This window comes from Streptococcus sp. C150 (assembly GCF_000187445.1).
GTDB lineage: Bacteria > Bacillota > Bacilli > Lactobacillales > Streptococcaceae > Streptococcus > Streptococcus raffinosi.
This window is the reverse complement of sequence record NZ_GL698451.1, coordinates 32,766-56,359: the sequence shown is the minus strand read 5'-3', so window position 1 is coordinate 56,359 and position 23,594 is coordinate 32,766. Positions and strand designations below refer to the sequence as shown.

Genomic DNA, 23,594 nt, shown 5'->3' with positions numbered 1-23,594 from the left:
ATCAGAAATGAATTTCACTTCTTTTCCCCTATTAAACAATCTAACTAATAACAAAAAGATCAACGATAATATGTTGATCTTTTATTTTTAATCTAAATCTTTCAAAATATCTGTAAATCTATGTGTAAACATAGCTGTCATCCCCCATATATTTTCTGTCAAGTTTCTGTAAAAAGGAATATGACGTTCACTGTACCCAAAATTATATCTATCTCTGTTTTTTACCAGGAAAAACGGGAAGTCTTTCGCATCACTCAAGGTAGAAGTCACTGTATAATAAACTGGATTTTCTGTCAACAAGGTGTCAATATCTACTGTAAATAGACGAGCCACTTCTTCATTAGGTGAAATATCTTCCCAATTATCTATATTCAGTTTTCCTACAAAGCAATGAACGGTTCTCCCCTGATGAACAAGATAGTCTATCTCTCCCCAAATATCAATTTGATTAGGAACTATATTTAATTCCTCACAAGTTTCTCGTATGGCGGCTTCTTGAAAAGTCTCGCCATCTTCGACATGTCCACCTGGAAAAGAAACTTCTCCCGGCTGAGAAATATGTTCACTTCGTACTTGATAAAGAACCTGATACTTCTCATTTTTTTCATTGTATAGCAAAGGTAAGAGTACTGCATAGCGACCAGATTCTCCCAAGGGCTTAGGCTCATAGTGAGCCAATTTATCTTTAATAATCATAAGAACTCCTTAACTTCATCTTATCATAAAAAACAAGATAGCCCTATTATATAAAATTTTTATATATAAAATATTGACATATATTTCTAAAAGAGGTACACTCAATATGTAAAATAATTATATATAATTTTTATACATATCCTAAAAGCGAAGGAGTAGACTATGTATTTTCCAACATCATCAATCCTGATAGAGTTCTTAATACTGGCTATTATCGATAGAGAAGACTCCTATGGTTATGAGATCAGTCAAACCATAAAACTTGCATCTAATATCAAGGAATCAACACTTTATCCTATTCTTAAAAAACTTGAAAAGGCCGGCTATATGACGACCTATAGTCAAGAATATCAAGGTAGAAAACGTAAATACTACAGTATTACCTCGGAGGGAAAAGAACAGTTAGAATTTCTTAATAAGGAATGGTTAACCTATAAAGAAACTCTGGACGGTATTGTGGAAGGGAGATTAAGACATGACAAAGACTGAATATCTAGCCAAATTAACAAAATATCTACGAAAATTACCACAAAAGGACTACGAAGAGGCTCTAGAATATTTTATGGAGTACTTTGAGGAGGCTGGACCTGAAAATGAAGCTCAAGTTATTGCAGAATTGGGTACACCTAAGGAAGCCGCTCATGAAGTCATCACTCGTCTGCTTGATGAAAAGATTATTGAGGATAAGAGCAGCTTACGCAATAAAACGACTATCCTTTGGATTGCTATCCTAGCTGTTTTAGCCAGTCCAGTCGCCTTACCAATTTTACTATTCTTCTTAGCTATGCTAATGACACTTCTTATGATTATTTTCGCAGTCATAGTGACTGCCTTAGCTCTTACCTTTGCCTTACTCATTAGTGGTGTTTACACTTTCTTTACAAGCTTCTCTCTCTTAAGTGTTTCACTGGCTTCAACACTGTTTGGAGTAGGTCTAGGACTATTGATGTTTGGGGGAGCGCTCTTACTACTTTTTGCTTCATTTGAAATCTGTAAACTTTTTGTAAAGCTAACTACTCTATTGATTAAATGGCTCATCAAGAAAGGAAGAAAATCATGAAAACTTGGAAAAAAGTCGTCCTTGGAATATCTCTCATTTCTGTATTCTTAGGTGGGGGATTAGCAATTTGGGGCTACAGCCATGGAGCCTTAACTGATTTACAAAATCAGCCCAAAAATGATCTGGATTTTGTAAAGAAAGAAGTTAACGACTTCAATCGAATGGATATAAAAAGTAACAGCTACAATATCCTTATTAAAACTGGAAACGTTAGTAAAGCAACTATCACTTATTATCAAAAAAAGAAAAATCCAATTGACATTACTGTAAAGGAACGTCAATTAAGCATCAACGAGAATTATTCTGATAAATCTCTAACTTCCCATAATCATTTCAACTTATTCGGATTAAAAGATTTAATAAATCTATCTACTCTCAACGAAAGCGATACCATAATCATTACACTCCCTAAAAAACAAACGATTGATTTTCTAAAGGCAGATTTGGCATCTGGAAATTTAGATTTAAATAATAGCACAATTAAACAGTCAAATATTGACCTTAAAGTAGGTGACCTAACATTTACCGAGATGACTGTTAATAACCTAGAGGCCCATCTTGCTGTCGGTAGTGTTGAAAGTAATGATACGCTTTTCGCTAACTCTGATTTATCTATTGCATTAGGGGATTATACCGGTAACAACTTGGTATTTAATGGGCATAACAAGCTTGATGTTACTTCAGGTGACGTTGAAATAAGTCTTAAAAATCATACTATTAATGTTCAAGCTGACAGTCATTCGGGAGAAACAGAGATTACGAATAACCTTAAGAACTCAAAAGACAACACACTTACCATTACCTCTGATCTAGGTGATATCTACATCGAATAACGTAAAAAAGTCAGCTCTAATTAGAGCTGACTTTTAGTTTATACATTCTCAGACTTTGGTCTATAAATAACAATACCTACAACTACAAAAATAAGTAAGAAAATGAATAGCATGCGTACCTGATTTGAGATTTGTCCTGTCATAGAAATCGTTTGACGAAGACCTGACACGGAGTAAGACATTGGTAGGAATGGTTGAACGACCTTAAAGAACTTAGGACTTAGTTCAATCGGATAAGTTCCTGCACTAGAACCTAGCTGCAAAAGTAGCATAATCATGGAAGCAAATGCACCATATCTATCATCCCAACCTACAAGGGCTGTAACCAGAGCCATCAAAGTCCATGCTGCAAGGAGAATCATACCAAATGTAGCTAATGGATGATTTGGTACAACCCCCACAAATCGAATAGCAATATAAAGGGCAATAGCAGCCATTGTCGTAATAATACCATTGATAAATAACTTATTCTTAGCCCAGTCAAAACGGCTAGTAAAGTTTCTTCCTGTCAGACTCTTAGCAAAGATGACATTGGTTGAAAGAGCTACAACCATAAGAGAAACAGAAATCATATATGGAGCCATTCCCACACCATTTGTGTCAACCTTATCCTTATCTGTTTTCTTCTCATTGAGCGGAGCACTAACCATTTTTGCATTGTCTGATTTTACCGAAACAAGAGATAGTTGCTGATTAGCCTTATTTAACGAGTCAGACAATGTAGAGAGGTTGGTTGACAGACTTGTCAATCCACTTGTCAAAGTATTTCCTCCGGTTGCTAATTGTTGGGTACCTGTATTGAGAGCATTTGTACCATTTTGAAGACTGGCAAATCCAGACAACAAGCTACTACTATTAGCATCTAGAGTTTGAGCGCCACTGGCAATTGTTGACACAGCACCTGTGTAGGTTGACAAACCTGTTGAGAGATTGCTTGCACCTGTAGCTAAAGTACTTTGAGCTGTTGACACACCTGAGGCAACCTGACTTGCTCCAGGTGACAATTGATTGACAAGTACTGAATTGAGACTAGCAATATTAGATTGCATTGATGATACAGTCGATGAGGCTGCTGGAAGAAGGGCATTGGCTGAACTAGCAATACCTGAAATCGACGTTTGTAAAGTAGCTAAATTACTTGAATCTCCACTACCTGTAGTTGTCGTACCTGTCAAGCTAGATAAAGCTGTTGACATACTTGACACATCTGATGCAATAGTTGAAGCATAACTACTAGCTGTCGATCCTGCATTACTAATTGCTGATGTAATCTCTGCTTGTTGATCTGCTGTCAAGCTCTGATATGCAGCTGTTCCTTGTACCGCAGCTAAATCGTTCGCTTTGTCAGTGGCACTAGCTGTGGCTATAGAGCTAGCTGCAGAAGAGATATTTGAAAGATAAGTCGCTATTGAACTTGTATCTACTGATGTTGTTGATGTTCCACTAGGTAATGATGTATTACTTACTGCTGTATTAAGATTTTGAATTGCTGTATTCAAATCAGTTAAATTAGTTGACAAGGTTGACAACTGTGCTTGCTGTTCTTCAGATAAACTTGTTGCTGTAGCCATTTGACTAAGTGCTGTAGACAAAGAATCTGCACCAGTTACCAGAGCGTTCATAGCTTCTGCACCTGAAGCAAATTGACCTGCAGCAGAATTGACAGCCTCAGAGTTACTATTTAACTGTGACAAAGCACCTGACAAAGTTGACACACCTGAAGTATAAGCAGATGCGCCTGAACTCAAGGTATCTACACCTGTCGCCAATGTTTGTGTCGAACCAGCAAGAGTTCCTAGGCCATTTGATAAGGTTTGACTTCCAGATTGAAGTGCACCTGCACCTGCATATAATTGACTGGCCCCATTCGCTGCAGTTCCCATACCACCCTGAAGTTGAGACATGCTCTTAAAGACAGCTCCAACATAAGTTGATGTAATATTTTTAGAAACGGTATCCTTTAACTTAGATATGGCAGAATCGCTCATTTTTGAAGAAACGAAGCTATGTCCTGCTGTTGTTTGATAAGAAATTTCCAGTTTCTTAGGATCATTAGTCAAAAGGCTTGCTGCATTACTTGAGAGGTTTTCTGGGAAAGTAATCACCATATAGTAATTACCATCATCTATTCCTTTTTGTGCCTCCTTTTCAGTCACAAAATGATAGTCCAGATTTTTATTTTTAGACATATTGTCTACCATATCATGACCAATATTTAGAGTTTTATTCTGAAAACTAGCACTCTTATCTTTATTTACTACCGCCACTGGCAAATGTTTGACATTGCCATAAGGATTCCACATAGAAGATAAAAAGATTAGATTATACAAAGCGGGTATCAATGAGACCCCAATAATAGTTATCCATAGCTTTGGACTTTTAATAAGAGCCTTTAATTCTGCTAACATATTTCTCCTTTTTAGACAGTGTGTTTATTTTTATGATATAATCAATTATAAACTCATTTATATGAAAATCAATATTAAAGAATTATTTTTTGGACACAACGTCTAAAAGTGTATAAAAGGAGAAACATATGACACAAGATCAACGGCGCGAGCAAACTAAAAAAGCACTTTTAGATGCTTTAGTAATATGTCTTAAGGACCAAGATTTCAATGAGATTACAACTATTCGTCTAGTTCAAACAGCTGGGATTAGCCGTTCTAGTTTCTATACTCACTACAAAGATAAGTATGAGATGATTGATAGTTATCAAAAAGAGCTTTTTCATAAACTAGAATACATCTTTGATAAATATGAAGGAAAGAAAGAGGGAGCCTTTCTCGAAATCTTTGATTTTCTCACTCGTGAAAAGCTCCTGTCAGCTCTATTGTCTACAAATGGATCAAAAGAAATTCAAGATTTTCTGATACATAAACTTCAGCGTATGATAGCTGAGGACTTCATTGTCCCTACTGCTGAAGAAAGGGCTCTCAAAGGATTCGAGAAAGACTATGCCAGTATTTATTTTGCGCATGCTATTTTTGGCGCTTGTCAAGCCTGGATAAATAAAGGAAAAAAAGAATCTCCTCAAGAAATGACAGACTTTCTTCTACGATTTATTCCTCAATAAAGCAATATATAGAAGTACACAAAAAGCTGCTTTAACCATCTCAATGGTTAAAGCAGCTTTTTTCTTCTACAATTAAGTCCCTAAAATAAAGGGATAATAAGTGAAAACAAGGTCAAAATTGCAGGTCCACCTTGAGTTAAAATAATTTTCTTATTAGCAGTTACAGCACCATAAACAGCAGCAAAGAAAACATTAAGGATAAAAATCGTTACAAGTAGTTGACTATTTGTAAAAATACCATACAAGAGGAACACAGCAATCAAACCATTGTAAATTCCTTGATTTTTAAATAAGTTTGTAACAGAATCACGTTGAAGTTCTTCTTTGCTCATATTGAAAACACGACTAGCCGTGTACGAATGCGTCGCAAAAGTTTCCAAATACATGATATAGAGATGTTCCAAAGCAACAATCCCAGCTAAGATTAGTGTAATAATAGACATGATATCTCCCTTCTTGAGTAACTTTGACAGTATATTAAAAGTAAAACTCTAAAACAACCTAAATACTTTATTCGATTTAAAATATGGTAAAATAAAGTGTGAAAGAGAGGTTTTTATGACAAAGACAGAAGTAATTGAGCGTCTCCAAAAAGATTTGAAAATCCCTAGATTTCAGGCTTATATAGAGGATAGAGATTACTCCGAAGAGGAGTACGACCAACTAAAAAATGATTTTGAAACCTACTTCACTAACTACGTTGAGAATGTTTCAGCAGATTTTGAAGGGGGATTGGATAATAAATAATCAATACCTCAAAGTCATCTATCATAATATTTCAAACCCCTAGTCACTTGTATTAGATAGACTAGGGGATTTTTAATATTAGAAAACAGAAAAGCCGTCTCATTCTATGAAATGGCTCTAAAATCTATATAAAAGTAAGCAAAAAGGTAAGCAAATTGTCGAAATAGTCTTTGAAAACAAAGAAAAAGCCCATAAAAATGGGCTTTAATACAATAATCTTAAAATTAAAGCATTTTGTTGTAGAATTCAACGACAAGTGCTTCGTTGATTTCTGGGTTGATTTCATCGCGCTCTGGAAGACGTGTCAATGAACCTTCAAGTTTTTCAGCATCAAATGATACGAATGCTGGACGTCCGATAGTAGCTTCTACTGCTTCAAGGATAGCAGGAACTTTAGCTGATTTTTCACGAACTGAAATTACTTGACCAACTTCAACGCGGTATGATGGGATATCAACACGTTTACCATCAACAAGGATATGACCGTGGTTTACGAATTGACGTGCTTGACGACGAGTAGTTGCAAGACCAAGACGGTAAACAACGTTGTCAAGACGACGTTCCAAAAGAACCATAAAGTTGAAACCAAGTGTTCCACCTTTAACTTTAGTAGCTTGTACGAACAAGTTACGGAATTGTTTTTCACCCAAACCGTATGAGAAACGAAGTTTTTGTTTTTCAGCCAATTGCAAACCGTATTCTGAAAGTTTTGAACGGTTGTTTGGACCGTGTTGACCTGGTACGTAGTTACGACGTGCCAATTCTTTACCTGTTCCTGTAAGTGAGAAACCAAGGCGACGTGATTGTTTCCATGATGGACCTGTATAACGTGACATTAATAATGTCCTCCTATAAAAAATATTTTTTAGGAAATAACGTTTTAGATAAACCTGATTCGTTCAGAAAGACTTCGCCCAAACAGCAAAGGTTACTTTTTTAGCTGACTTCCTGTTGACGAGCTTCATTTTATCCTGCTATTATTTCACATACTTTAATAGTTTACCACGAAAAAAAGCCCAAGTAAAGGCTTTTTATTATTTATTCTCAATTTCAGCCTGTTCCTCAGGACTCAAATAGCGAATAAGGGTCTTTTCAGTCAAGATGTCTGAATAAGTATAAGACTCAACATAACTATTGTTAATAGCTCCTGCTTGAGAACTGAAGTCTTGATATTCAACAATAAACAACGATGGATAGACTTCCGTCAAACGGCCAATCTTGTTCTTTTCACGTTTACGACCATTCTCTAGGGTCAATTCCACCAACTGACCTTCATGGGCCTTAATAGCTTCCTTGATGTTTTTCATCTTGGCAACATCTGCAAATGCATCACTCATATATATCTCCTTAAATCTGAAAGTTATGATTCCTCAAACTGAGCAATCGATGAAAATTTATTATACTCTTTTTGAAATAGCAATTTAACCGTTCCACGCGCTCCAGCACGATTTTTCTCCAGAATAACTTCAATTGTATTATCTTCAATCTCGTTCTCTGGTTCTTTGCCTTCTTTTCGATAGTAATCCTCACGATATAAAAAGGCAACAATATCGGCATCCTGCTCGATAGATCCTGACTCACGGATATCAGACAACACAGGACGTTTATCCTGACGTTGTTCCACGCCACGAGATAACTGACTCAAGGCAATTACAGGAACTTTGAGCTCCTTGGCCAAAATTTTTAACTGTCTAGAAATATCTGATACCTCTTGTTGGCGATTTTCTGGCCGTGTCCCTGTAATCAACTGTAAATAGTCAATGACAATAAGACCTAGACCACCCTCTACTTCCTGTGACAATTTACGAGACCGTGCCCGAATCTCAGTAATCTTAATACCAGGAGTATCATCAATGTAAATAGGTGCCTCGGCCAGAGCTCCCTGAGCAATCATAACATTATTCCAATCTTGCTCTGTCAATTGACCTGTACGTAAAGCATGGGAATCAATCATACCTTCTGAAGCCAACATACGATCTACTAAACTTTCCGCCCCCATCTCTAGTGAGAAAACTGCAACAGCTTTATTTTGCTTGGTGCCAACGTTCTGAGCAATGTTTAGAACGAAAGCTGTTTTACCAACAGCAGGACGAGCTGCTAAAATAATTAATTGATCAGGGTGTAAACCTGTTGTAATTTTGTCAAGATCACGGAAACCAGTTGGCAATCCGGTAACATCCGACGTTTGTTGTGAACGCATCTCCAAAGTATTAAAGTTGACATCAAGAACATCAGATATTTTACGAAAACCACTACGATTACTATGCTCCGAAACATCCACCAAGGCTTTTTCGGCATTTGCAATGATTTCATCAGATTCAGTTGAACCCTCATAGGCTTGGTTGACAGTCTCTGTCAATCTACTTATAATACGACGAAGCATGGCTTTCTCAGCCACAATTTTAGCATAGTATTCAGCATTGGCAGATGTGGGTACACTATTGACCAAATCTACAAGATAAGAAATACCCCCTATATTTTGGAGGTCATCTTGGTCATCTAGAATGGTACGTACTGTCGTGGCATCAATGGCTTCATTTCGATCCGACAGAGTCACCATTGCTTTAAAAATGACACGATGGGAATACTTGTAAAAGTCATCTGCTTCGATATATTCTCGAACTGCAATCAACTTGTCAGGATTAATAAAAATAGCACCCAGAACAGACTGCTCAGCCACTAAGTCCTGAGGTTGTACCCGTAATTCTTGAGGTTCTGACACAATTACTCCCTCCTTTACAAGATTTACTTATAGTGTCAAGGTTTACTCAGCACTATTTTTGATATTAAGCTTAATTTTTGCACTTACTTCTTTATGAAGCTTTACAGGAACCTCAATCAAACCAATCGCACGAATAGGATGTTCAAGTTCAATATGACGTTTATCAACCTTGATTCCAAATTGTTTCTGAAGCCCTTCTGCAATCTTTTTGGCTGTAATTGAACCAAAAGTACGACCGTCTGGTCCAACCTTCTCAGTAAATTGAAGACGATTTTCTTCCTTCTCAAGTTGCTCTTTAACGTATTTTGCTTCAGCTAACAACTCTGCAGCATGTTTTTCTTCAGATTTTTGTTTACCTTTCAACTCACCGATGGCTTGGTTTGTTGCTTCTTTAGCAAGGTTCTTTTTAATCAAGAAGTTTTGAGCGTAACCTGACGGTACTTCTTTGATTTCACCTTTTTTTCCTTTTCCTTTAACGTCTTGTAAGAAAATAACTTTCATTTTAGTCCTCCTTAGGAGCCAACTCTCCCATAATAGTTTCAATTAATTTATTTTTTACCTGCGCAACACCACAATCTCTTATTTGACAGGCAGCTAAGTTGAAATGCCCTCCGCCACCTAACTTTTCCATAATACGTTGCACATTAATTGTTTTATGACTTCGAGCAGATATATTTACCGTAGAATCGCTTGTACGAGCGATAACAAAAGTGGCTTCGATTCCAGCCATAGCAAGCATCGTATCTGCTGCTTTTGAAATGACAACATTATTGTAGCATTTATGATCTTCACCCATAGCAACGATAATATCGTTGGTAATTCGATCACCTGCTAAAATCAACTCATTAATACGTCGATACTCCTCAAAGTCCGTAGCCGAAATCGTTTGAATCTCTCCACTATCACTTCCTAAACTACGAAGGTATGAGGCAACATCAAACGTTCGACTTGTTACACGAGTAGAGAAGTTTTTCGTATCTAGCATTATGCCTGCCATGAGGATAGAAGCTTGAATTTTACTTAACCGCTCTGGAGCCCCTTGAAATTGCAACAATTCCGTAACCAACTCACAAGCAGAGCTTGCTCCACTTTCAATGAAAGTCAAAACGGCATTTTCAGGGAAATCATCATCACGACGATGGTGGTCTACGACAATAACTTCGTTAAATCGAGTATAGAAACTCTTAGATAAAGTCAGATTTACTTTAGAATGGTCGACCATAATCAGCAATGAATTCTGATTAACTAGTTCCTCAGCCTCTGAAAGTGTAATCAGTGGTGACTGTCCATCCTCCTTCAAACGATTAACTGCACGCGCAATATCAGCATTCATAGATTCATCATCGTAAACAGCAAAGCTCTTTCGAACAATCTGACTAGCAAAGTGAGCCATTCCGACAGTAGCACCTAGGGCATCCATATCCAAATTCTGGTGTCCAACAACAAATACTCTTTCGACTGTTTTCAACTTATCCGAAATCGCTGTCATCATAGCTCTTGTTCTTGTGCGAGAACGCTTGACCGTTGAGACAGAACCTCCGCCAAAGTATAGTAATTCTTTGTGATCGTCATTTTCCTTGACTACAGCCTGATCCCCACCACGAACAAGGGCAATGTTAAGATTCTGCAAAGCCACTTGTCCGATTTGATCATGCTTAATTGTTCCAAATGAGATCCCCATACTCAGTGTCAGTGGTAAACCACGTTCTTGAGCCTGTTGACGAAAATCATCTAAAACAGAAAACTTTTGATTCATGAACTCCATCAAAACCCTGTAATTAGTGAAAAAGTAAAAACGGTCACCTTCAATACGTCGATAATGGATGTGTTTAGCTTTGGCAAACTCTGAAATAAAACCTGCCACGAATGTATTGATCTTTGAAACATCTGCATCTGGCAAACTTCCTGTCACATCGTCGTAGTTATCGACTGAAATAATACCGATAACAGGACGTGTCATATTTGGGTCTGTATTCGTATCATGATTATAAACATTATCAATAAAGTAAATCAACTTATTATCAAAGTCAACAAAAGCAGCATATTTGTTTTCGCCAACTGTAATCACATTGGATGGTGATCCTTTACGCTTCTGAGCAATAAAATTAGCAACCAATTGCTTATTGAAGTTTCCGTTTTCATCCGAAAGTACTAGCTTCGCATAAGGATTAAACCATTCAATATAATCATTCTCATCAAAAGTAATTACCCCAACAGGCATTTTTCCAAGAAGGGTCTTCAAAGAATCTTCAACATCCTGATTTAGTTCATCTAATTGTTCTATTTCCAAGGATTCGTATGTTGTCTTTTGGTAATGTAATAAGGCAACAACCACTACCATAATGATAAAAAGCGCAAAAATGAGTGCAGACTCAGATTTTAAAACGCGAACAAAGATGGTAGCAATTCCAAAAAGAATTAACCCTATCATTACAAGATGAATCGTTGCAAAGTGAAATCTTTTCATATAAAACCTCTTAATCTAGTAATTATAACATAAAAAAGCCCTAATTAAAAGGCTTTTAAACGCATTACTACCGTTAGTCCACTTTACGACGGGCCTTATTATTGCCTTCAAGGTAAACCATCAGAATAGAGATATCTGCTGGATTGACCCCTGAAATACGACTCGCTTGACCAATGGTCTCAGGATTAATTTTCTTAAATTTTTGACGAGCTTCAGTAGCGATAGAATCAATAGCATCCCAATCAATATTTTTCGGAATTCTCTTTTCTTCCATACGCTTCATCTTGGCTACTTGATCCAAAGCTTTATTGATATACCCTTCGTACTTGATTTCAGTCTCAAGCAACTCTATAATCTTAGCATCCAAATCTTCTGAAGCTGGACCTACAAACTGAGTAGCTGTGGCATAATCAATCTCTGGTCTACGCATAAACTCTTTAGCAGTCATGGCATCTGTCAAGGGCTTAAAGCCTAGGGCTTGAATTTTTTCATTCGTTTCTTTGACAGGTTTCAATTTTTCTTTTGACAGACGTGTCAACTCACTGTCAAACTGATTTTTCTTGATTTCAAAGATATTCCAACGTTCATCGTCAACCAAACCAACTTCTCGACCAATAGGTGTCAAGCGCATGTCAGCATTATCATGACGTAATATGAGACGATACTCTGCGCGTGATGTCAATAAACGATATGGCTCCAAGGTTCCTTTCGTGACAAGATCGTCAATCATTACACCAATATAGGCATCACTACGTTTGAGGATAAGCTCAGGTTTACCTTGAACTTTAAGAGCCGCATTAATACCAGCAACTAGACCTTGGCCAGCTGCCTCCTCGTATCCAGACGTTCCATTTGTCTGTCCTGCTGTGAAGAGACCCGAAATCAACTTCGTTTCAAGTGTTGCACGCAATTGATGAGGGAGAACGATATCATATTCAATCGCATAACCAGTTCGCATCATCTCCGCTTTTTCAAGACCTTTGATTGAGTGAAGTAATTCTTTTTGAACATCTTCAGGCAAACTTGTTGAAAGCCCTTGTACATACACTTCCTCAGTTTCTCGTCCCTCTGGTTCAAGGAAAAGCTGATGACGATTCTTATCGGCAAATCGGACAATTTTATCTTCGATTGATGGACAATAACGAGGTCCTACACCCTTGACAATACCTGAAAACATTGGGGCACGGTGTAAATTGTTATTGATAATATCGTGGCTTTCTTGATTCGTATACGTTAGCCAACACGGAATTTGATCCTGAAGATAGTCTTCATCCTTCGACAAGAATGAAAAATGATTCGGCTTTTCGTCACCTGGTTGAATTTCAGTTTCTTCGTAATTAATTGATGATGCCTTAACACGAGGAGGGGTACCCGTTTTAAATCGACCTATTTCAAGACCAAGCTTTTTCAAATTATCAGCCAAAGTAACGGATGCAAGGCTATTATTTGGCCCTGATGAATATTTGAGTTCTCCTAGGATAATTTCACCACGCAAAGCCGTTCCTGTTGTTACAACAACTGCCTTAGCTCCATATTTTTGATTTGTTGCCGTTCTTACACCAACTACCTTACCATCTTCAACAAGTATGTCATCAATCATTGATTGACGGAGGGTCAAGTTTTCCTGGCGTTCAACTGTATGTTTCATTGTCATAGCATACAAAGCTTTATCTGCTTGTGCACGCAAGGCTCGAACAGCAGGCCCCTTACCGGTATTAAGCATTTTCATTTGAATATAAGTTTTGTCGATGTTTTTACCCATCTCTCCACCAAGGGCATCAATTTCACGAACAACAATTCCCTTAGCTGACCCACCGATAGAAGGGTTACATGGCATAAAAGCCAGCATCTCGAGGTTGATAGTGGCTAGTAAAACCTTACAACCCATGCGAGCTGCAGCTAGGGAGGCTTCTACTCCCGCATGACCAGCTCCGATTACAATAATATCGTACTCTTCTATAAAATTATAAGTCATTTTTTCTCCTACTCTTTAAGATGAATGTGTCGTAATTGTCCGTCCCATTCTGGTAAGGTGGCTTTTAGAAATGCCGGTTTCAGATTAACAGTATGTAGGTCATCTAAAGCAAGCCACCGGCAAGGTAATGGCTTCGCATCTTCTTGCATGGTTAAAGGGGCATCTTCTAGCAAGTCCACTAAATAATGGAACTCGATATTATGATAATGGACCCCAGTTTGTTCAAAGCTATTTTCAACAATGAAAGCTAACTGAACAGCTCTAGATGCGACACCAAGTTCTTCTCTTACTTCTCGAACCACAGCATCTTCAGTAGCTTCATCCACTTGAATAGCACCCCCGATTGTATAAAAACTGTCCTCATCTTCTACGACTAACAAGCGATTGTCTTTTACAATCAAAGCAGTCGCTCTCACACCAAAAACAGTGGAATCAATTTTCGTCCGAAAATCCTGATATTGCATTTTTTCCTCCCTTAAAACGACACAAAAATAGCCAAAACTCCAGAAAACTGTACGCAAAAAAACGCACAACTCCCATGAGCTTTGACCATCATGACTATTGTTAAAGTTATTGTATCAAATCAAATCATTTTGTCAATGCAAATCACTGTTTGAGCAAGGTCTGCACACTGACGATAATCATCTGTATTCCTATCGAGAATAGTAAAAGTCCCATCATTTTCGTTATAATTTTCATCAAATTTTTTCCCAAGAAGCCTGCAATTTGTTTTGCACTTCTTAGTAGGAGATAAGTGATTACACATAGTAGAGCAAAAGCAACTACGGTTATTAGTTGATTCCGCAAACCTCCATTAGCCAAGCTTAAGGCAGTTGTAATTGTTCCTGGTCCTGCAAAAAGCGGCATTGCAAGAGGAGAAATAGCAATAGACATTGGATCTGAATTTACTGCTTGCTGCTCCATTCCTTTATAGCTAGGTGAATGATTACCATTAATCATATGATAACCGATAACGGCCACTAATATTCCACCAGCAATTCTGAAAGAAACAATTGTAATTCCAAAAACTTTGAAAATCAAATCTCCAGAAAAGACAAAGACTGTAACAATTATAAAGGCAATTAAAAGACTCTTAAATGCAATTTTTCGTGAAATCTTTTGACTATCATCTGCTACTAAAGCCATATAAGCAGGAAGGTTTGAAATGGGATTCATTATGGCAAAGAAGGACATAAACGCATAAAAAAATTGAGAACTCATACTTTTTACTTCATTCATCTAGATATATTGACAAACTTTTCCGTCTTTATAGGCTTGGTCAATAATACCGCCACCCAAACATTCCTGACCATCATAGAAAACAACAGCTTGACCAGGTGTAATCGCACGCTGAGGTTCAGCAAAAATAACCTCTGCTTTATCACCCTTAACCTTTACAGTAACTTTACTATCAGGTTGACGATAACGGAATTTTGCTGTACACTCCATGTCAAATTCTTCAAGCATATCTCGAGTAAAATGAATCATTGAAGCGTCAAGAGAAGTTGACATCAATGACTCATGGTGGAAACCTTGACCCACGTAAAGAATATTCTTCGAAAGATCTTTCCCAACTACAAACCAAGGAGCATTATCGCCACCTTTTTGGCCACCAATGCCCATACCACCACGTTGACCAATGGTGTAATACATGAGTCCGTTATGTTCACCCATGTCACGACCATCTACAGTCATCATACGACCTTTTTGAGCTGGCAAGTATTGGCTAAGAAATTCTTTAAAGTTTTTCTCACCAATAAAACAAATTCCTGTCGAATCCTTTTTCTTGGCTGTTGCAAGGCCTGCATGTTCAGCAATCTCACGAACTTCTGGCTTTTGTAGATGTCCTAATGGAAACATCGTTTTCTGCAACTGCTCTTGTGAAAGCTGACTAAGGAAGTAGGTTTGATCTTTATTGTTATCTGCACCACGCAACATATGGACAATGCCATCTTCATCACGAACAACTTGAGCATAATGTCCTGTAGCCACGTAGTCTGCTCCCAATGTCATAGCGTAGTCTAGGAAAGCCTTGAACTTGATTTCCTTATTACACATAACGTCTGGATTAGGAGTACGACCTGCGCGGTATTCTGCAAGGAAATACTCAAATACACGATCCCAGTACTCTTTCTCAAAGTTGACAGAGTAATACGGGATACCAATCTGATCAGCTACTGCTGCCACATCTTTATAATCTTCGGTTGCTGTACATACACCAAATTCATCTGTGTCATCCCAGTTTTTCATGAAAACACCAATTACATCATAGCCTTGCTCTTTTAAAAGTAAGGCTGTCACTGATGAATCAACGCCACCACTCATACCGACAACAACACGTGTTTTTGAATTATCAGTCATTGATAACTCCTCCCATCAAATAAAAATTAACATAGACTTGAAGGGTCTAGTTATTCAAATATCGATTTGAAGGTCGATTTTGAAGCGTAAAAGCACGCAAGCTTAATTATATCATGATTAAAGAATAATGCAAAAAGGTTACCACTAGGCAACCTTTTTTATACTTATTTTTGTGTAAAGCCACTGTAAACCTATTGTTCCTAGAACTATAAGTGGGGCACTTATTGCTACAAATAACCATTCTGGTTCTTGATACCGTAACTCAAGTTTATTTTTTCCTTCTTGAGATGAAACGGTCGGCGTACCAATCGTTGACAAGTTATAGTCATCCTTGTCTAGTTCTTTACCATTTAGTGTCAAGATGGAATCTTTATATACAACTATCGGTAGATTCAATTCCTCCCCTTCATCAGCTTGCCAAGTTAATACGAGGTAGTTATCTTTGATTAACTTTTCGGTTCTTTGATTCGTAACAATGTTTTCATAATAAAGATCGTAAGTGTTTTGCTTACCTATTGTCCCATAGATAGGTACATAATCTGGTGTGGGTTTGACAACTAAATTTAAAAACTGTGACAGGTCACTGTCATTCATGGTAAGACTTATCGTCTGGTAATCTCCTTCAACGTAAGTATGTTTAACAATGGAAATAAGTTCACCATCTTGAGCTGCACTCTTTACACGATCTGTAGTATCCATCATATTTTGAATTAGACCAACCCCTGCAAAGGCAAATAATAAAACAGCAATACTTTTTCGCCAATTTACAAAACGTGTGACAGTCAACCCTGTAATCGCCAACAGCAATATAGTAGCTGGAACAAAAAAGCGAAATGGGAATTGTATCAACTCAGCAAAAGTATTTCCATTTTCTACCAGATACTGCCACGGAAAAAGACCTGTTGATAAAAAGAAGAAAACGAAATAAATAAAATGTAGTATTCGCTTCCACCTTGCTAGTTTTTTCCAATTTACAATAGCGTAAATAAACTGTAAAATGAGTAAAACCATTAAGGATATTGGAGTGTATAGCCAATATCTTGCTGTCCCATCAATTCCATTCTTACCTATCTCCCTATTGATAAATGGATCTAAAAGATGATTCGCACCTCTTAGATAGAGAAGCACCCCCCATACATTTACAGTCAATAAAAGAAAAAGAATAACTGCTATTAAGACTTTTAAAATAGTTTCCTTTTTTTTAGAAGTAGTCGCCTTTACAAAAGTGTAAAGATAAAAAGGAAGATACATCATAGCTAGCATTAAAGCACTAAGCACATGAATCTGAAAAATTAAAGCCATTGATAGGGCTAGTCTAACTTGATCTACTCGTTGATAAAATACATAATGAATAGCAGGAATGAAACAATAGGGTAATAGAGCAGCTCCCCAACTAGAAAAGCCTTGACGCATCGTCCAATATTGAATAGAGAATGTCGTTGCATATAGTAAACCTAGTGACAAAGCAATGCTTGTCTTAACTTTACACTGCTTAAGTAACGCATACATTGAAGATTCAGCCAATATATGTAACAATACCCTGGAAACAATCTGATAACGGAACCAAGTACCACTTATTAAAATAAGCCCTCCTTGTAAATAGGCAAAAAAAGGGCCATATAGGGCATTAACAATACGTCCAGACTGTTGAAAACCATACAAGGATAGAAAGTAAGAAAAATTACCATTCTTTAATTGCATAGCAGCTTCATAAAACCTGTTATAGTGAAATATAGAATCTGATCCTAAAATGACTTTTCTAGTAAATAGCTGTGGCGTAACCAGTAATATAGCAAAACCAATAATAAAAAGACTAACCCACAATCTCTCTCTTGATTTAAATATTTGTTTCATTGTCAAACCTTTCATTTTCTATTATAACAGAAAGGCCTATTCCTACCTAATAATAGTTACAATCTAATCTAAAACCCTATAAAACGACTCTTACTTACATCTAGAATAAAAAGCTGGGAGTCTCCTCCCAACTTCTTTAATTTCTTAGTAATTCCAAGCTGACAATCCTTGCGCATTATAGGCGTTCAAAGCCGATTGAATTTGGTCCTCAACAGTTGCTGTTGAGCCCCATCCTGGCATTGTTTGGAAAAGACCCGATGCTCCTGAACCATTTGCTGCGGTATGATCACCGTTTGACTCACGCGCAATAATTGACTCCCAAGTTGACTGAGGGACGCCAGTGGCAGCTGCCATTTGTGCTGCGGCGTAAGAGCCGATTTCTCCTGCAGTATTGCCATTCGAAAGGATAACTGAGCCATTGCCACTCGCAGCAACTGCAGGTGTTGTCCCTTTATCTGGAGTTTGTGTAGTTTCAGTACTTGTTGTAGTAGTCTCTGGCTGAGACTGTTGAGGTGTTTCTACTGTTTCACTTGTTGTCTCAGATTGAGGCTTACTTTCTTCAACGTTTTCTTTGTTAGCTTTTTTCTCTTTGTTGGAGCTAATAGTTGATGATTTGACTAAATCTGCTGTTGATTCTGTCGCTGTTGACGTTGGTGAAGGAGTCGGTGTAACAGAATCTGAAAATGCATTAACCAATCCCTTATTGATTAGTGTAGAAAGAGATACTGCCAAAACGACAATAAAACTTGTTACAATTGCTACTGGCACTGTCAATGATTTTTTTGCTGCTAATTTGACACGACGTCCTTTATAACTTCTTTTAAACATAAATCCCTCCTAGTTTATTCTAGCCACATTCATCATAACTTAGTAATATTACTGTGCATTATTTGTAATGTGTCTAATGTTACAATGATTTATCATTTAAATAAAAAAATGCCAAAAATCTGGCATTTTCTTCATATTTGTATGAGGTTTTAGCTAGTTTCCCACAATTCATTAAAATAAAGTCATTTAGCTTAATACCAACCGTTAGCATTCCAGAAAGCTAGAGCTGCAGTCCATGAACCATAACGGCTTGCTACATAATTATCTGCTACTTTCTCTTGATTTTCAGGAGATAGGTCCCCATTTAAATATGAGGCAGCCAATTGATAACGTCCATAATATTGGCCATTTTGAGCTGTATAGCTACCGCTTGACTCACGTTGAGCAATTTCTTCCTTGGCAGCTGCCTCTGAGGAAGAAAGACTTGTATTTGTTGTTTGAGTACTTTCACTTTGTGTAGACTCTGCCGATTGTGCTGATTCAGCAACTGCTTCAGTTGTAGTTGGCGTAGCTGAGGCTTCTGTAGTCTCTTCTGTAGTTTCATTAATTGTTAAGTTTTGACCTACGGAAATCTTATTGGCATCTTGAATGCCATTTTTTGAAACAATTTCATCGACAGTAGTACCATTCTTCTTGGCAATAGCTGAAAGGGTATCACCTTTTTGAACTGTGTAAGTTTCTGCATTAGCTAAAGCTGTTGCCCCAAGCGTTGCCACTGTAACAAGTCCAAAAAGACCCAATTTTTTAGTGTTAGATGTATTCTTTGTTTGCATGATGATGCTCCTTTATCTATCTATAGTTCAGTCCATATTAGCCAATGATATTTTATTATTTTATTTGGTGATGACTAATAAGCAAATAAAATGGCTTAGTCTATATGGGAATTTTTCATTCCAGATTAAGCTGAAGAACTATAACCATGTAACTATCATACCGTGCAAATATAACATCCACTTGTTAGGGATATTAAAAATATTACAGGCAGTTTGGGATTAGACGAAAAAGAACGCCAACTTGGGCGTTCTTTCAATGGTTCTAGGTCTTAAGACCTAGTTTATATATATATTAACCACTTAACTCTTAAGATAAAAAAGTATTACCCCCAAAGCTAAAATAGCAACAATGGATAAAGTATCTCGGCCATTCCATGAAAGTCGACGATATTTTGTTCGGCCGTCGCCACCTTGATAGCCTCGTGCTTCCATAGCAATCGCCAGAGCATCTGCCCGTTTGAAGCTAGATGCAAACAAAGGAATTAATATTGGTATAATTGAGCGTACCTTTTGAATAATATTTCCTTCACCAAAGTCAACTCCACGCGCCTTTTGAGCATTCATAATTCGCATCGTATCATCCATCAAAGTTGGTACAAAACGTAAACTTAAAGATAACATTAACCCAATTTCGTGTGCTGGTACTTTAAAAACAGTCATAGGTTTTAAAAGAGATTCAACGGCGTCAGATAAGCTTAAAGGTGTTGTCGTTAGAGTAAGCAAAGTAGAAAAACTAATAATAAGAATAAATCTAAGAAAAATCATCCATCCTTGATTTAACCCAACCTCAGTAATCTTTAAAAAGCCGATAGACCAAAGCACATTCCCTTTTGTATTGAAAAACACTTGAAACAGCGTAGAGAATAAAATAATCCAAATCATCGGTTTAATACCACCTAGAAAAAAACCAAGCTTAATTTTAGATAAGATAACCAAGAAAAGTGTAAACAGGGTTATAATGACATAAGTCAAAGGATTATTGGCCAAAAAGATAATAACAATGTAAACCAACATGGCTAATAATTTACTTCTAGGATCTAATCTATGTATGAAAGAGTTTCCGACAATATAACGTCCAATAATTAACTTATCCATTAGCTAATACCTCTACGAATTCCTCCATTGTAATGGGAAGACTTTCAAAGTGATAACCTTTTTTCTGTAGCTGCAACGCAAACTCTGTAATTTTTGGAACGCCTAATTGCTTCTCTCTAAGTAAGGTGACCTGTTGGAAAACTTCTTTAGGAGCTCCTGACAATACTAAATGTCCTTTTTCCATAACGTTTACAGCTGTTGCGTAATCAGCAACATCATCCATCAGGTGGGTCACTAAGACAATTGTCATTCCAGAAAGGTGTAATTGTTTAAATAGTGTCATTAATTCCTTTCGTCCCTGAGGATCAAGACCAGCAGTAGGTTCATCCAACACTAGAATATCTGGTTGCATAGCCAGAATACCCGCTATAGCAGCACGTCGCATTTGTCCTCCTGATAAATCAAAAGGATTCTGTTTATAAAACTCCTCTGGAAGACCAACTAATTTTAGACTCTCAATAGCACGCTGCTCTGCCTCCTCTTTAGAAATACCGAAGTTCTGAGGTCCAAAAGAAACATCTTCTAAAACAGTTTCTGCAAATAACTGACTTTCTGGAAATTGAAAAACTAACCCGACCTTTTTACGGATTGGCTTTATTTCCTTATTCTTGGATTGACTAGTTATAATAGTATCATCAACTTGGACGTGACCGCTAGTTGGTAAATAAAGTCCGTTCAACAACTGCATGATGGTTGACTTACCACTTCCTGTATGTCCAATAAAGGCTGTATATGAACCATCTTTTATTGTGGTTGTCATATCAAAAAGGGCACGCCCCTCAAAAGGAGTACCCGCTTGATAAGTATAACTTACATTTTCGAGAGAGATTCCCATAATTGTTCTACCAATTCCTTTTCTGTCAGATAGTCTTCACAATCTATCAGACCTTTATTTCTTAGCTTTTGAGTTAATAATGCACTGAAAGGGATATCCAAACCTAAATCTACCAATTCTGAGCCCCTACTAAATAGTTCACGAGGACTTGAAATAGACTCCACTTTACCTTTCTTCAAAACCAAAACACGGTCACTCATTGTCACCTCATCAAGATCATGAGTAATTGATAAAACAGTCATGCCGTATTCTTTACGAATAGCTTTAATAGATTGAATCAATTCCTGACGTCCTTCTGGATCAAGCATGCTAGTTGCCTCATCCAAAATCAAAATAGACGGCCTCATAGCAATAATCCCTGCAATGGCCACACGTTGTTTTTGACCGCCAGATAATCTAGCTGGTTCTCTATCCTTAAACTCCAACATACCTACAAAAGATAAAGCTTCTTGAACTCTAGAAACCATCTCTTCATAAGCAATTCCTTTATTTTCAAGACCAAAAGCAACATCATCTTCAACGGTTGCCCCAACAAATTGATTGTCTGGATTTTGAAAGACCATACCAATCTTATTACGAATCTCCCAAACATTATCCTCTGTCAACTCTTGTCCATCCACAATAATATGACCTGATTCAGCCACCAGTAGTCCATCAATAAGACGGGCTGTCGTGGATTTTCCGGAACCATTATGACCAACAATGGATAGCCACTCTCCAGGTTTCACGTGAAACGACACATCATCAAGAATATAAGATGTCTGGTCTTGATTATATTTAAACTTTAAATTTTTTATTTCAATCATTGTTTTATCGTACTACTTAAAAGTGTCTCTAAATAAGAATCCTGCACCTTTGAAATAATCATAGCCTGAGTAAATCGTAAAGAATAAAGCTACATAAAGCATAATCATTCCTATAAGATTTACATGACACAATAATAAAATAATAGATAGCATCTGTGTCACTGTTTTTATCTTACCAGGCATAGCCGCAGCAAGAACTGTCCCCCCATTTTCAACTAATAGAAGACGGAGACCTGTAACAGCTAGCTCTCGACAAATAATAACTGAAACAACCCATGCAGGTGCTTGATTAATACCAACAAGCATAATAAAAGCTGACATCACTAACATCTTATCTGCCAATGGATCTGCAAATTTTCCAAAATTAGTAACAACATGCCACTTTCTTGCCAAATACCCATCTAAATAATCTGTAAAACTTGCAATTGCGAAAACAATCGCTGCAGCAATATGCATTACGTTATTTCTAGCAAGTGATGTCATCACTAAAAAGACAGGGATTAAAATGATTCTAGCGAGGGTTAGCAGATTAGGTAAATTTTCTTTTTTGAACATTTCTTCTCGATTCTATTGAATTTTTAAAGTTAGGTAACTAGGTTTGTTTTTATCTAATTGAGACAAATCAAGCGACTCACCATTTATCTTTATGGTTACTTTTGAAGACTGTGCAATGGTAATTTGAGTCGTTCTTGTTTTATCTGAAAGATCTAAGGAGTATTTTGATTTTTTTGTTTTTGAAAGAAGATAACTCTCTGAAACATCTGAGTTATCTACAGAAAACCATGTATCTTCGTTATTTCCAGACAACTCTACACCTAAAACCACAGAAGAAGCAACATTAGAAAGGTCAACCATTAATTGATTACCTTGCGTAGTTGTTTTCACATTTGCTCCAGAAACCGTAACTTCAGAAATATTTCTAGACGATTTAGCTTTTCCTGCTACTGATAGGTGATTGGCTGTTGAAATAGTATTAAGCTTAATCACCTGAGGTTGATTAGAAAGATGTCTAATAATGATATAACCAACCGAACAGATAATAAGCAACGAAACTGCACTGAGAATTAGTAAGGGGAGGTATGTGGATTTTCTTTTTTCTTCACGTTTATGCTTAGAAAAGCGTGACATGGGAGTTTTTGCATCTAAGCTGTCTTCCTTACGATTAGATTGATTCTTCTTTTCTGCTAATCGTCGCTCCTTATGTCTCTGCTCTTCATACAATCGTTTACCATCCAAACCTACGAAGGTGGCATACTTTTCAAGCGCCTCTTGCTGAATGTCCTCTGGTAAAGCTTTAAGTTGATCCATTTCCATAGCTAAAAGAAACTGTGCTTCAACTCCAGTAAGTTTCTCCACATCATATAAACTTAATTTTTTCTTTGTTCGTGCCGCACGTAACTGCTCACCAAGAGAATATAACTTCATTTTTCCCCTTTCTAATATTTTTCTTTTTTAGTGCTTCTATT

25 protein-coding genes are annotated in these 23,594 nt (G+C 37.1%); 5 read left to right on the top strand and 20 right to left on the bottom strand.

What is annotated here, in order from left to right; translation table 11 throughout:
* Nucleotides 1-87: 87 nt before the first annotated feature.
* On the bottom strand, nucleotides 88-696 hold the full coding sequence (locus tag HMPREF0848_RS08695; protein ID WP_037609433.1) for an NUDIX hydrolase: 609 nt from the start codon (nucleotides 694-696) through the stop codon (nucleotides 88-90).
* A 162-nt stretch (nucleotides 697-858) separates the two neighbouring features.
* Between HMPREF0848_RS08695 and HMPREF0848_RS08690 the strand changes: the two genes are divergently transcribed.
* Genes HMPREF0848_RS08690 through HMPREF0848_RS08680 form a run of 3 tightly spaced genes read left to right on the top strand, consistent with a single transcriptional unit; the run spans nucleotide 859 to nucleotide 2,589 of the window.
* A complete protein-coding gene (locus tag HMPREF0848_RS08690; protein WP_008536003.1) occupies nucleotides 859-1,185 on the top strand; it encodes a PadR family transcriptional regulator in 327 nt (108 codons plus the stop codon).
* Nucleotides 1,172-1,756: a DUF1700 domain-containing protein gene (locus tag HMPREF0848_RS08685; protein WP_002888164.1), complete on the top strand. Its 585-nt coding sequence runs from the start codon at nucleotides 1,172-1,174 to the stop codon at nucleotides 1,754-1,756. The genes HMPREF0848_RS08690 and HMPREF0848_RS08685 overlap by 14 nt, the downstream gene beginning before the upstream one ends.
* Complete coding sequence (locus HMPREF0848_RS08680) at nucleotides 1,753-2,589, top strand: DUF4097 family beta strand repeat-containing protein (protein WP_232203293.1); 837 nt, start codon at nucleotides 1,753-1,755, stop codon at nucleotides 2,587-2,589. Before HMPREF0848_RS08685 ends, HMPREF0848_RS08680 begins: the two co-directional genes overlap by 4 nt.
* A gap of 38 nt (nucleotides 2,590-2,627) precedes the next feature.
* On the opposite strand, the gene HMPREF0848_RS08675 is transcribed toward HMPREF0848_RS08680, so the two are convergent.
* Nucleotides 2,628-4,997, bottom strand: coding sequence for a YhgE/Pip domain-containing protein (locus HMPREF0848_RS08675; RefSeq protein WP_008536001.1), 2,370 nt, complete (start codon nucleotides 4,995-4,997; stop codon nucleotides 2,628-2,630).
* 128 nt (nucleotides 4,998-5,125) lie between these two features.
* Here HMPREF0848_RS08675 and HMPREF0848_RS08670 point away from each other — a divergent pair, with 128 nt between their 5' ends.
* Nucleotides 5,126-5,665 (top strand): TetR/AcrR family transcriptional regulator, encoded by a 540-nt coding sequence (locus HMPREF0848_RS08670; protein WP_002888160.1) that lies wholly within the window; start codon nucleotides 5,126-5,128, stop codon nucleotides 5,663-5,665.
* 80 nt (nucleotides 5,666-5,745) lie between these two features.
* Here the strand turns inward: HMPREF0848_RS08670 and HMPREF0848_RS08665 are convergent, their stop codons facing one another.
* Entirely contained in the window at nucleotides 5,746-6,108 is a 363-nt protein-coding gene (locus HMPREF0848_RS08665; protein WP_008536000.1) for a DUF1304 domain-containing protein, read from the bottom strand.
* A gap of 115 nt (nucleotides 6,109-6,223) precedes the next feature.
* Between HMPREF0848_RS08665 and HMPREF0848_RS08660 the strand changes: the two genes are divergently transcribed.
* Nucleotides 6,224-6,412 (top strand): hypothetical protein, encoded by a 189-nt coding sequence (locus tag HMPREF0848_RS08660; protein WP_008535999.1) that lies wholly within the window; start codon nucleotides 6,224-6,226, stop codon nucleotides 6,410-6,412.
* 224 nt (nucleotides 6,413-6,636) lie between these two features.
* On the opposite strand, the gene rpsD is transcribed toward HMPREF0848_RS08660, so the two are convergent.
* The 17 genes from rpsD to HMPREF0848_RS08575 form a co-directional block, all read right to left on the bottom strand.
* The gene (gene rpsD, locus HMPREF0848_RS08655; protein ID WP_002885833.1) at nucleotides 6,637-7,248 is read right to left on the bottom strand and encodes a 30S ribosomal protein S4; all 612 of its coding nucleotides are present in this window, start codon (nucleotides 7,246-7,248) and stop codon (nucleotides 6,637-6,639) included.
* A 198-nt stretch (nucleotides 7,249-7,446) separates the two neighbouring features.
* On the bottom strand, nucleotides 7,447-7,749 hold the full coding sequence (locus HMPREF0848_RS08650) for a Veg family protein (RefSeq protein WP_002888157.1): 303 nt from the start codon (nucleotides 7,747-7,749) through the stop codon (nucleotides 7,447-7,449).
* Nucleotides 7,750-7,772: 23 nt separating this feature from the next.
* Nucleotides 7,773-9,134, bottom strand: a complete 1,362-nt coding sequence (gene dnaB / locus HMPREF0848_RS08645) for a replicative DNA helicase (RefSeq protein ID WP_008535998.1) — start codon at nucleotides 9,132-9,134, stop codon at nucleotides 7,773-7,775.
* Between the two features lie 42 nt (nucleotides 9,135-9,176).
* A complete protein-coding gene (gene rplI, locus HMPREF0848_RS08640; protein ID WP_008535997.1) occupies nucleotides 9,177-9,635 on the bottom strand; it encodes a 50S ribosomal protein L9 in 459 nt (152 codons plus the stop codon).
* A gap of 1 nt (nucleotide 9,636) precedes the next feature.
* Nucleotides 9,637-11,601, bottom strand: a complete 1,965-nt coding sequence (locus HMPREF0848_RS08635) for a DHH family phosphoesterase (protein ID WP_008535995.1) — start codon at nucleotides 11,599-11,601, stop codon at nucleotides 9,637-9,639.
* A gap of 73 nt (nucleotides 11,602-11,674) precedes the next feature.
* A complete protein-coding gene (mnmG, locus tag HMPREF0848_RS08630; protein WP_008535992.1) occupies nucleotides 11,675-13,576 on the bottom strand; it encodes a tRNA uridine-5-carboxymethylaminomethyl(34) synthesis enzyme MnmG in 1,902 nt (633 codons plus the stop codon).
* Nucleotides 13,577-13,584: 8 nt separating this feature from the next.
* The gene (locus HMPREF0848_RS08625; protein ID WP_008535991.1) at nucleotides 13,585-14,040 is read right to left on the bottom strand and encodes an NUDIX hydrolase; all 456 of its coding nucleotides are present in this window, start codon (nucleotides 14,038-14,040) and stop codon (nucleotides 13,585-13,587) included.
* A 142-nt stretch (nucleotides 14,041-14,182) separates the two neighbouring features.
* The gene (locus HMPREF0848_RS08620) at nucleotides 14,183-14,797 is read right to left on the bottom strand and encodes a MarC family protein (RefSeq protein WP_008535990.1); all 615 of its coding nucleotides are present in this window, start codon (nucleotides 14,795-14,797) and stop codon (nucleotides 14,183-14,185) included.
* An 18-nt stretch (nucleotides 14,798-14,815) separates the two neighbouring features.
* Nucleotides 14,816-15,937 (bottom strand): tRNA 2-thiouridine(34) synthase MnmA, encoded by a 1,122-nt coding sequence (gene mnmA / locus HMPREF0848_RS08615; protein WP_008535986.1) that lies wholly within the window; start codon nucleotides 15,935-15,937, stop codon nucleotides 14,816-14,818.
* 144 nt (nucleotides 15,938-16,081) lie between these two features.
* The gene (locus HMPREF0848_RS08610) at nucleotides 16,082-17,791 is read right to left on the bottom strand and encodes a hypothetical protein (protein WP_037609461.1); all 1,710 of its coding nucleotides are present in this window, start codon (nucleotides 17,789-17,791) and stop codon (nucleotides 16,082-16,084) included.
* Nucleotides 17,792-17,935: 144 nt separating this feature from the next.
* A complete protein-coding gene (locus HMPREF0848_RS08605; protein ID WP_050788008.1) occupies nucleotides 17,936-18,619 on the bottom strand; it encodes a transglycosylase SLT domain-containing protein in 684 nt (227 codons plus the stop codon).
* Nucleotides 18,620-18,810: 191 nt separating this feature from the next.
* Nucleotides 18,811-19,392 carry a LysM peptidoglycan-binding domain-containing protein gene (locus HMPREF0848_RS08600; protein ID WP_002888141.1) on the bottom strand — a complete coding sequence of 194 codons (582 nt, stop codon included), beginning with the start codon at nucleotides 19,390-19,392 and terminating at the stop codon, nucleotides 18,811-18,813.
* A 300-nt stretch (nucleotides 19,393-19,692) separates the two neighbouring features.
* The gene (locus HMPREF0848_RS08595) at nucleotides 19,693-20,487 is read right to left on the bottom strand and encodes an energy-coupling factor transporter transmembrane component T family protein (RefSeq protein ID WP_008535983.1); all 795 of its coding nucleotides are present in this window, start codon (nucleotides 20,485-20,487) and stop codon (nucleotides 19,693-19,695) included.
* A complete protein-coding gene (locus HMPREF0848_RS08590) occupies nucleotides 20,480-21,322 on the bottom strand; it encodes an energy-coupling factor transporter ATPase (protein WP_008535982.1) in 843 nt (280 codons plus the stop codon). Before HMPREF0848_RS08590 ends, HMPREF0848_RS08595 begins: the two co-directional genes overlap by 8 nt.
* Complete coding sequence (locus tag HMPREF0848_RS08585) at nucleotides 21,298-22,128, bottom strand: energy-coupling factor ABC transporter ATP-binding protein (RefSeq protein WP_008535981.1); 831 nt, start codon at nucleotides 22,126-22,128, stop codon at nucleotides 21,298-21,300. Before HMPREF0848_RS08585 ends, HMPREF0848_RS08590 begins: the two co-directional genes overlap by 25 nt.
* Nucleotides 22,129-22,140: 12 nt before the next feature.
* Nucleotides 22,141-22,683, bottom strand: coding sequence for a CDP-diacylglycerol--glycerol-3-phosphate 3-phosphatidyltransferase (gene pgsA / locus HMPREF0848_RS08580; protein WP_008535980.1), 543 nt, complete (start codon nucleotides 22,681-22,683; stop codon nucleotides 22,141-22,143).
* Between the two features lie 12 nt (nucleotides 22,684-22,695).
* Complete coding sequence (locus tag HMPREF0848_RS08575; RefSeq protein WP_008535978.1) at nucleotides 22,696-23,553, bottom strand: helix-turn-helix domain-containing protein; 858 nt, start codon at nucleotides 23,551-23,553, stop codon at nucleotides 22,696-22,698.
* Between the last annotated feature and the right edge of the window lie 41 nt (nucleotides 23,554-23,594).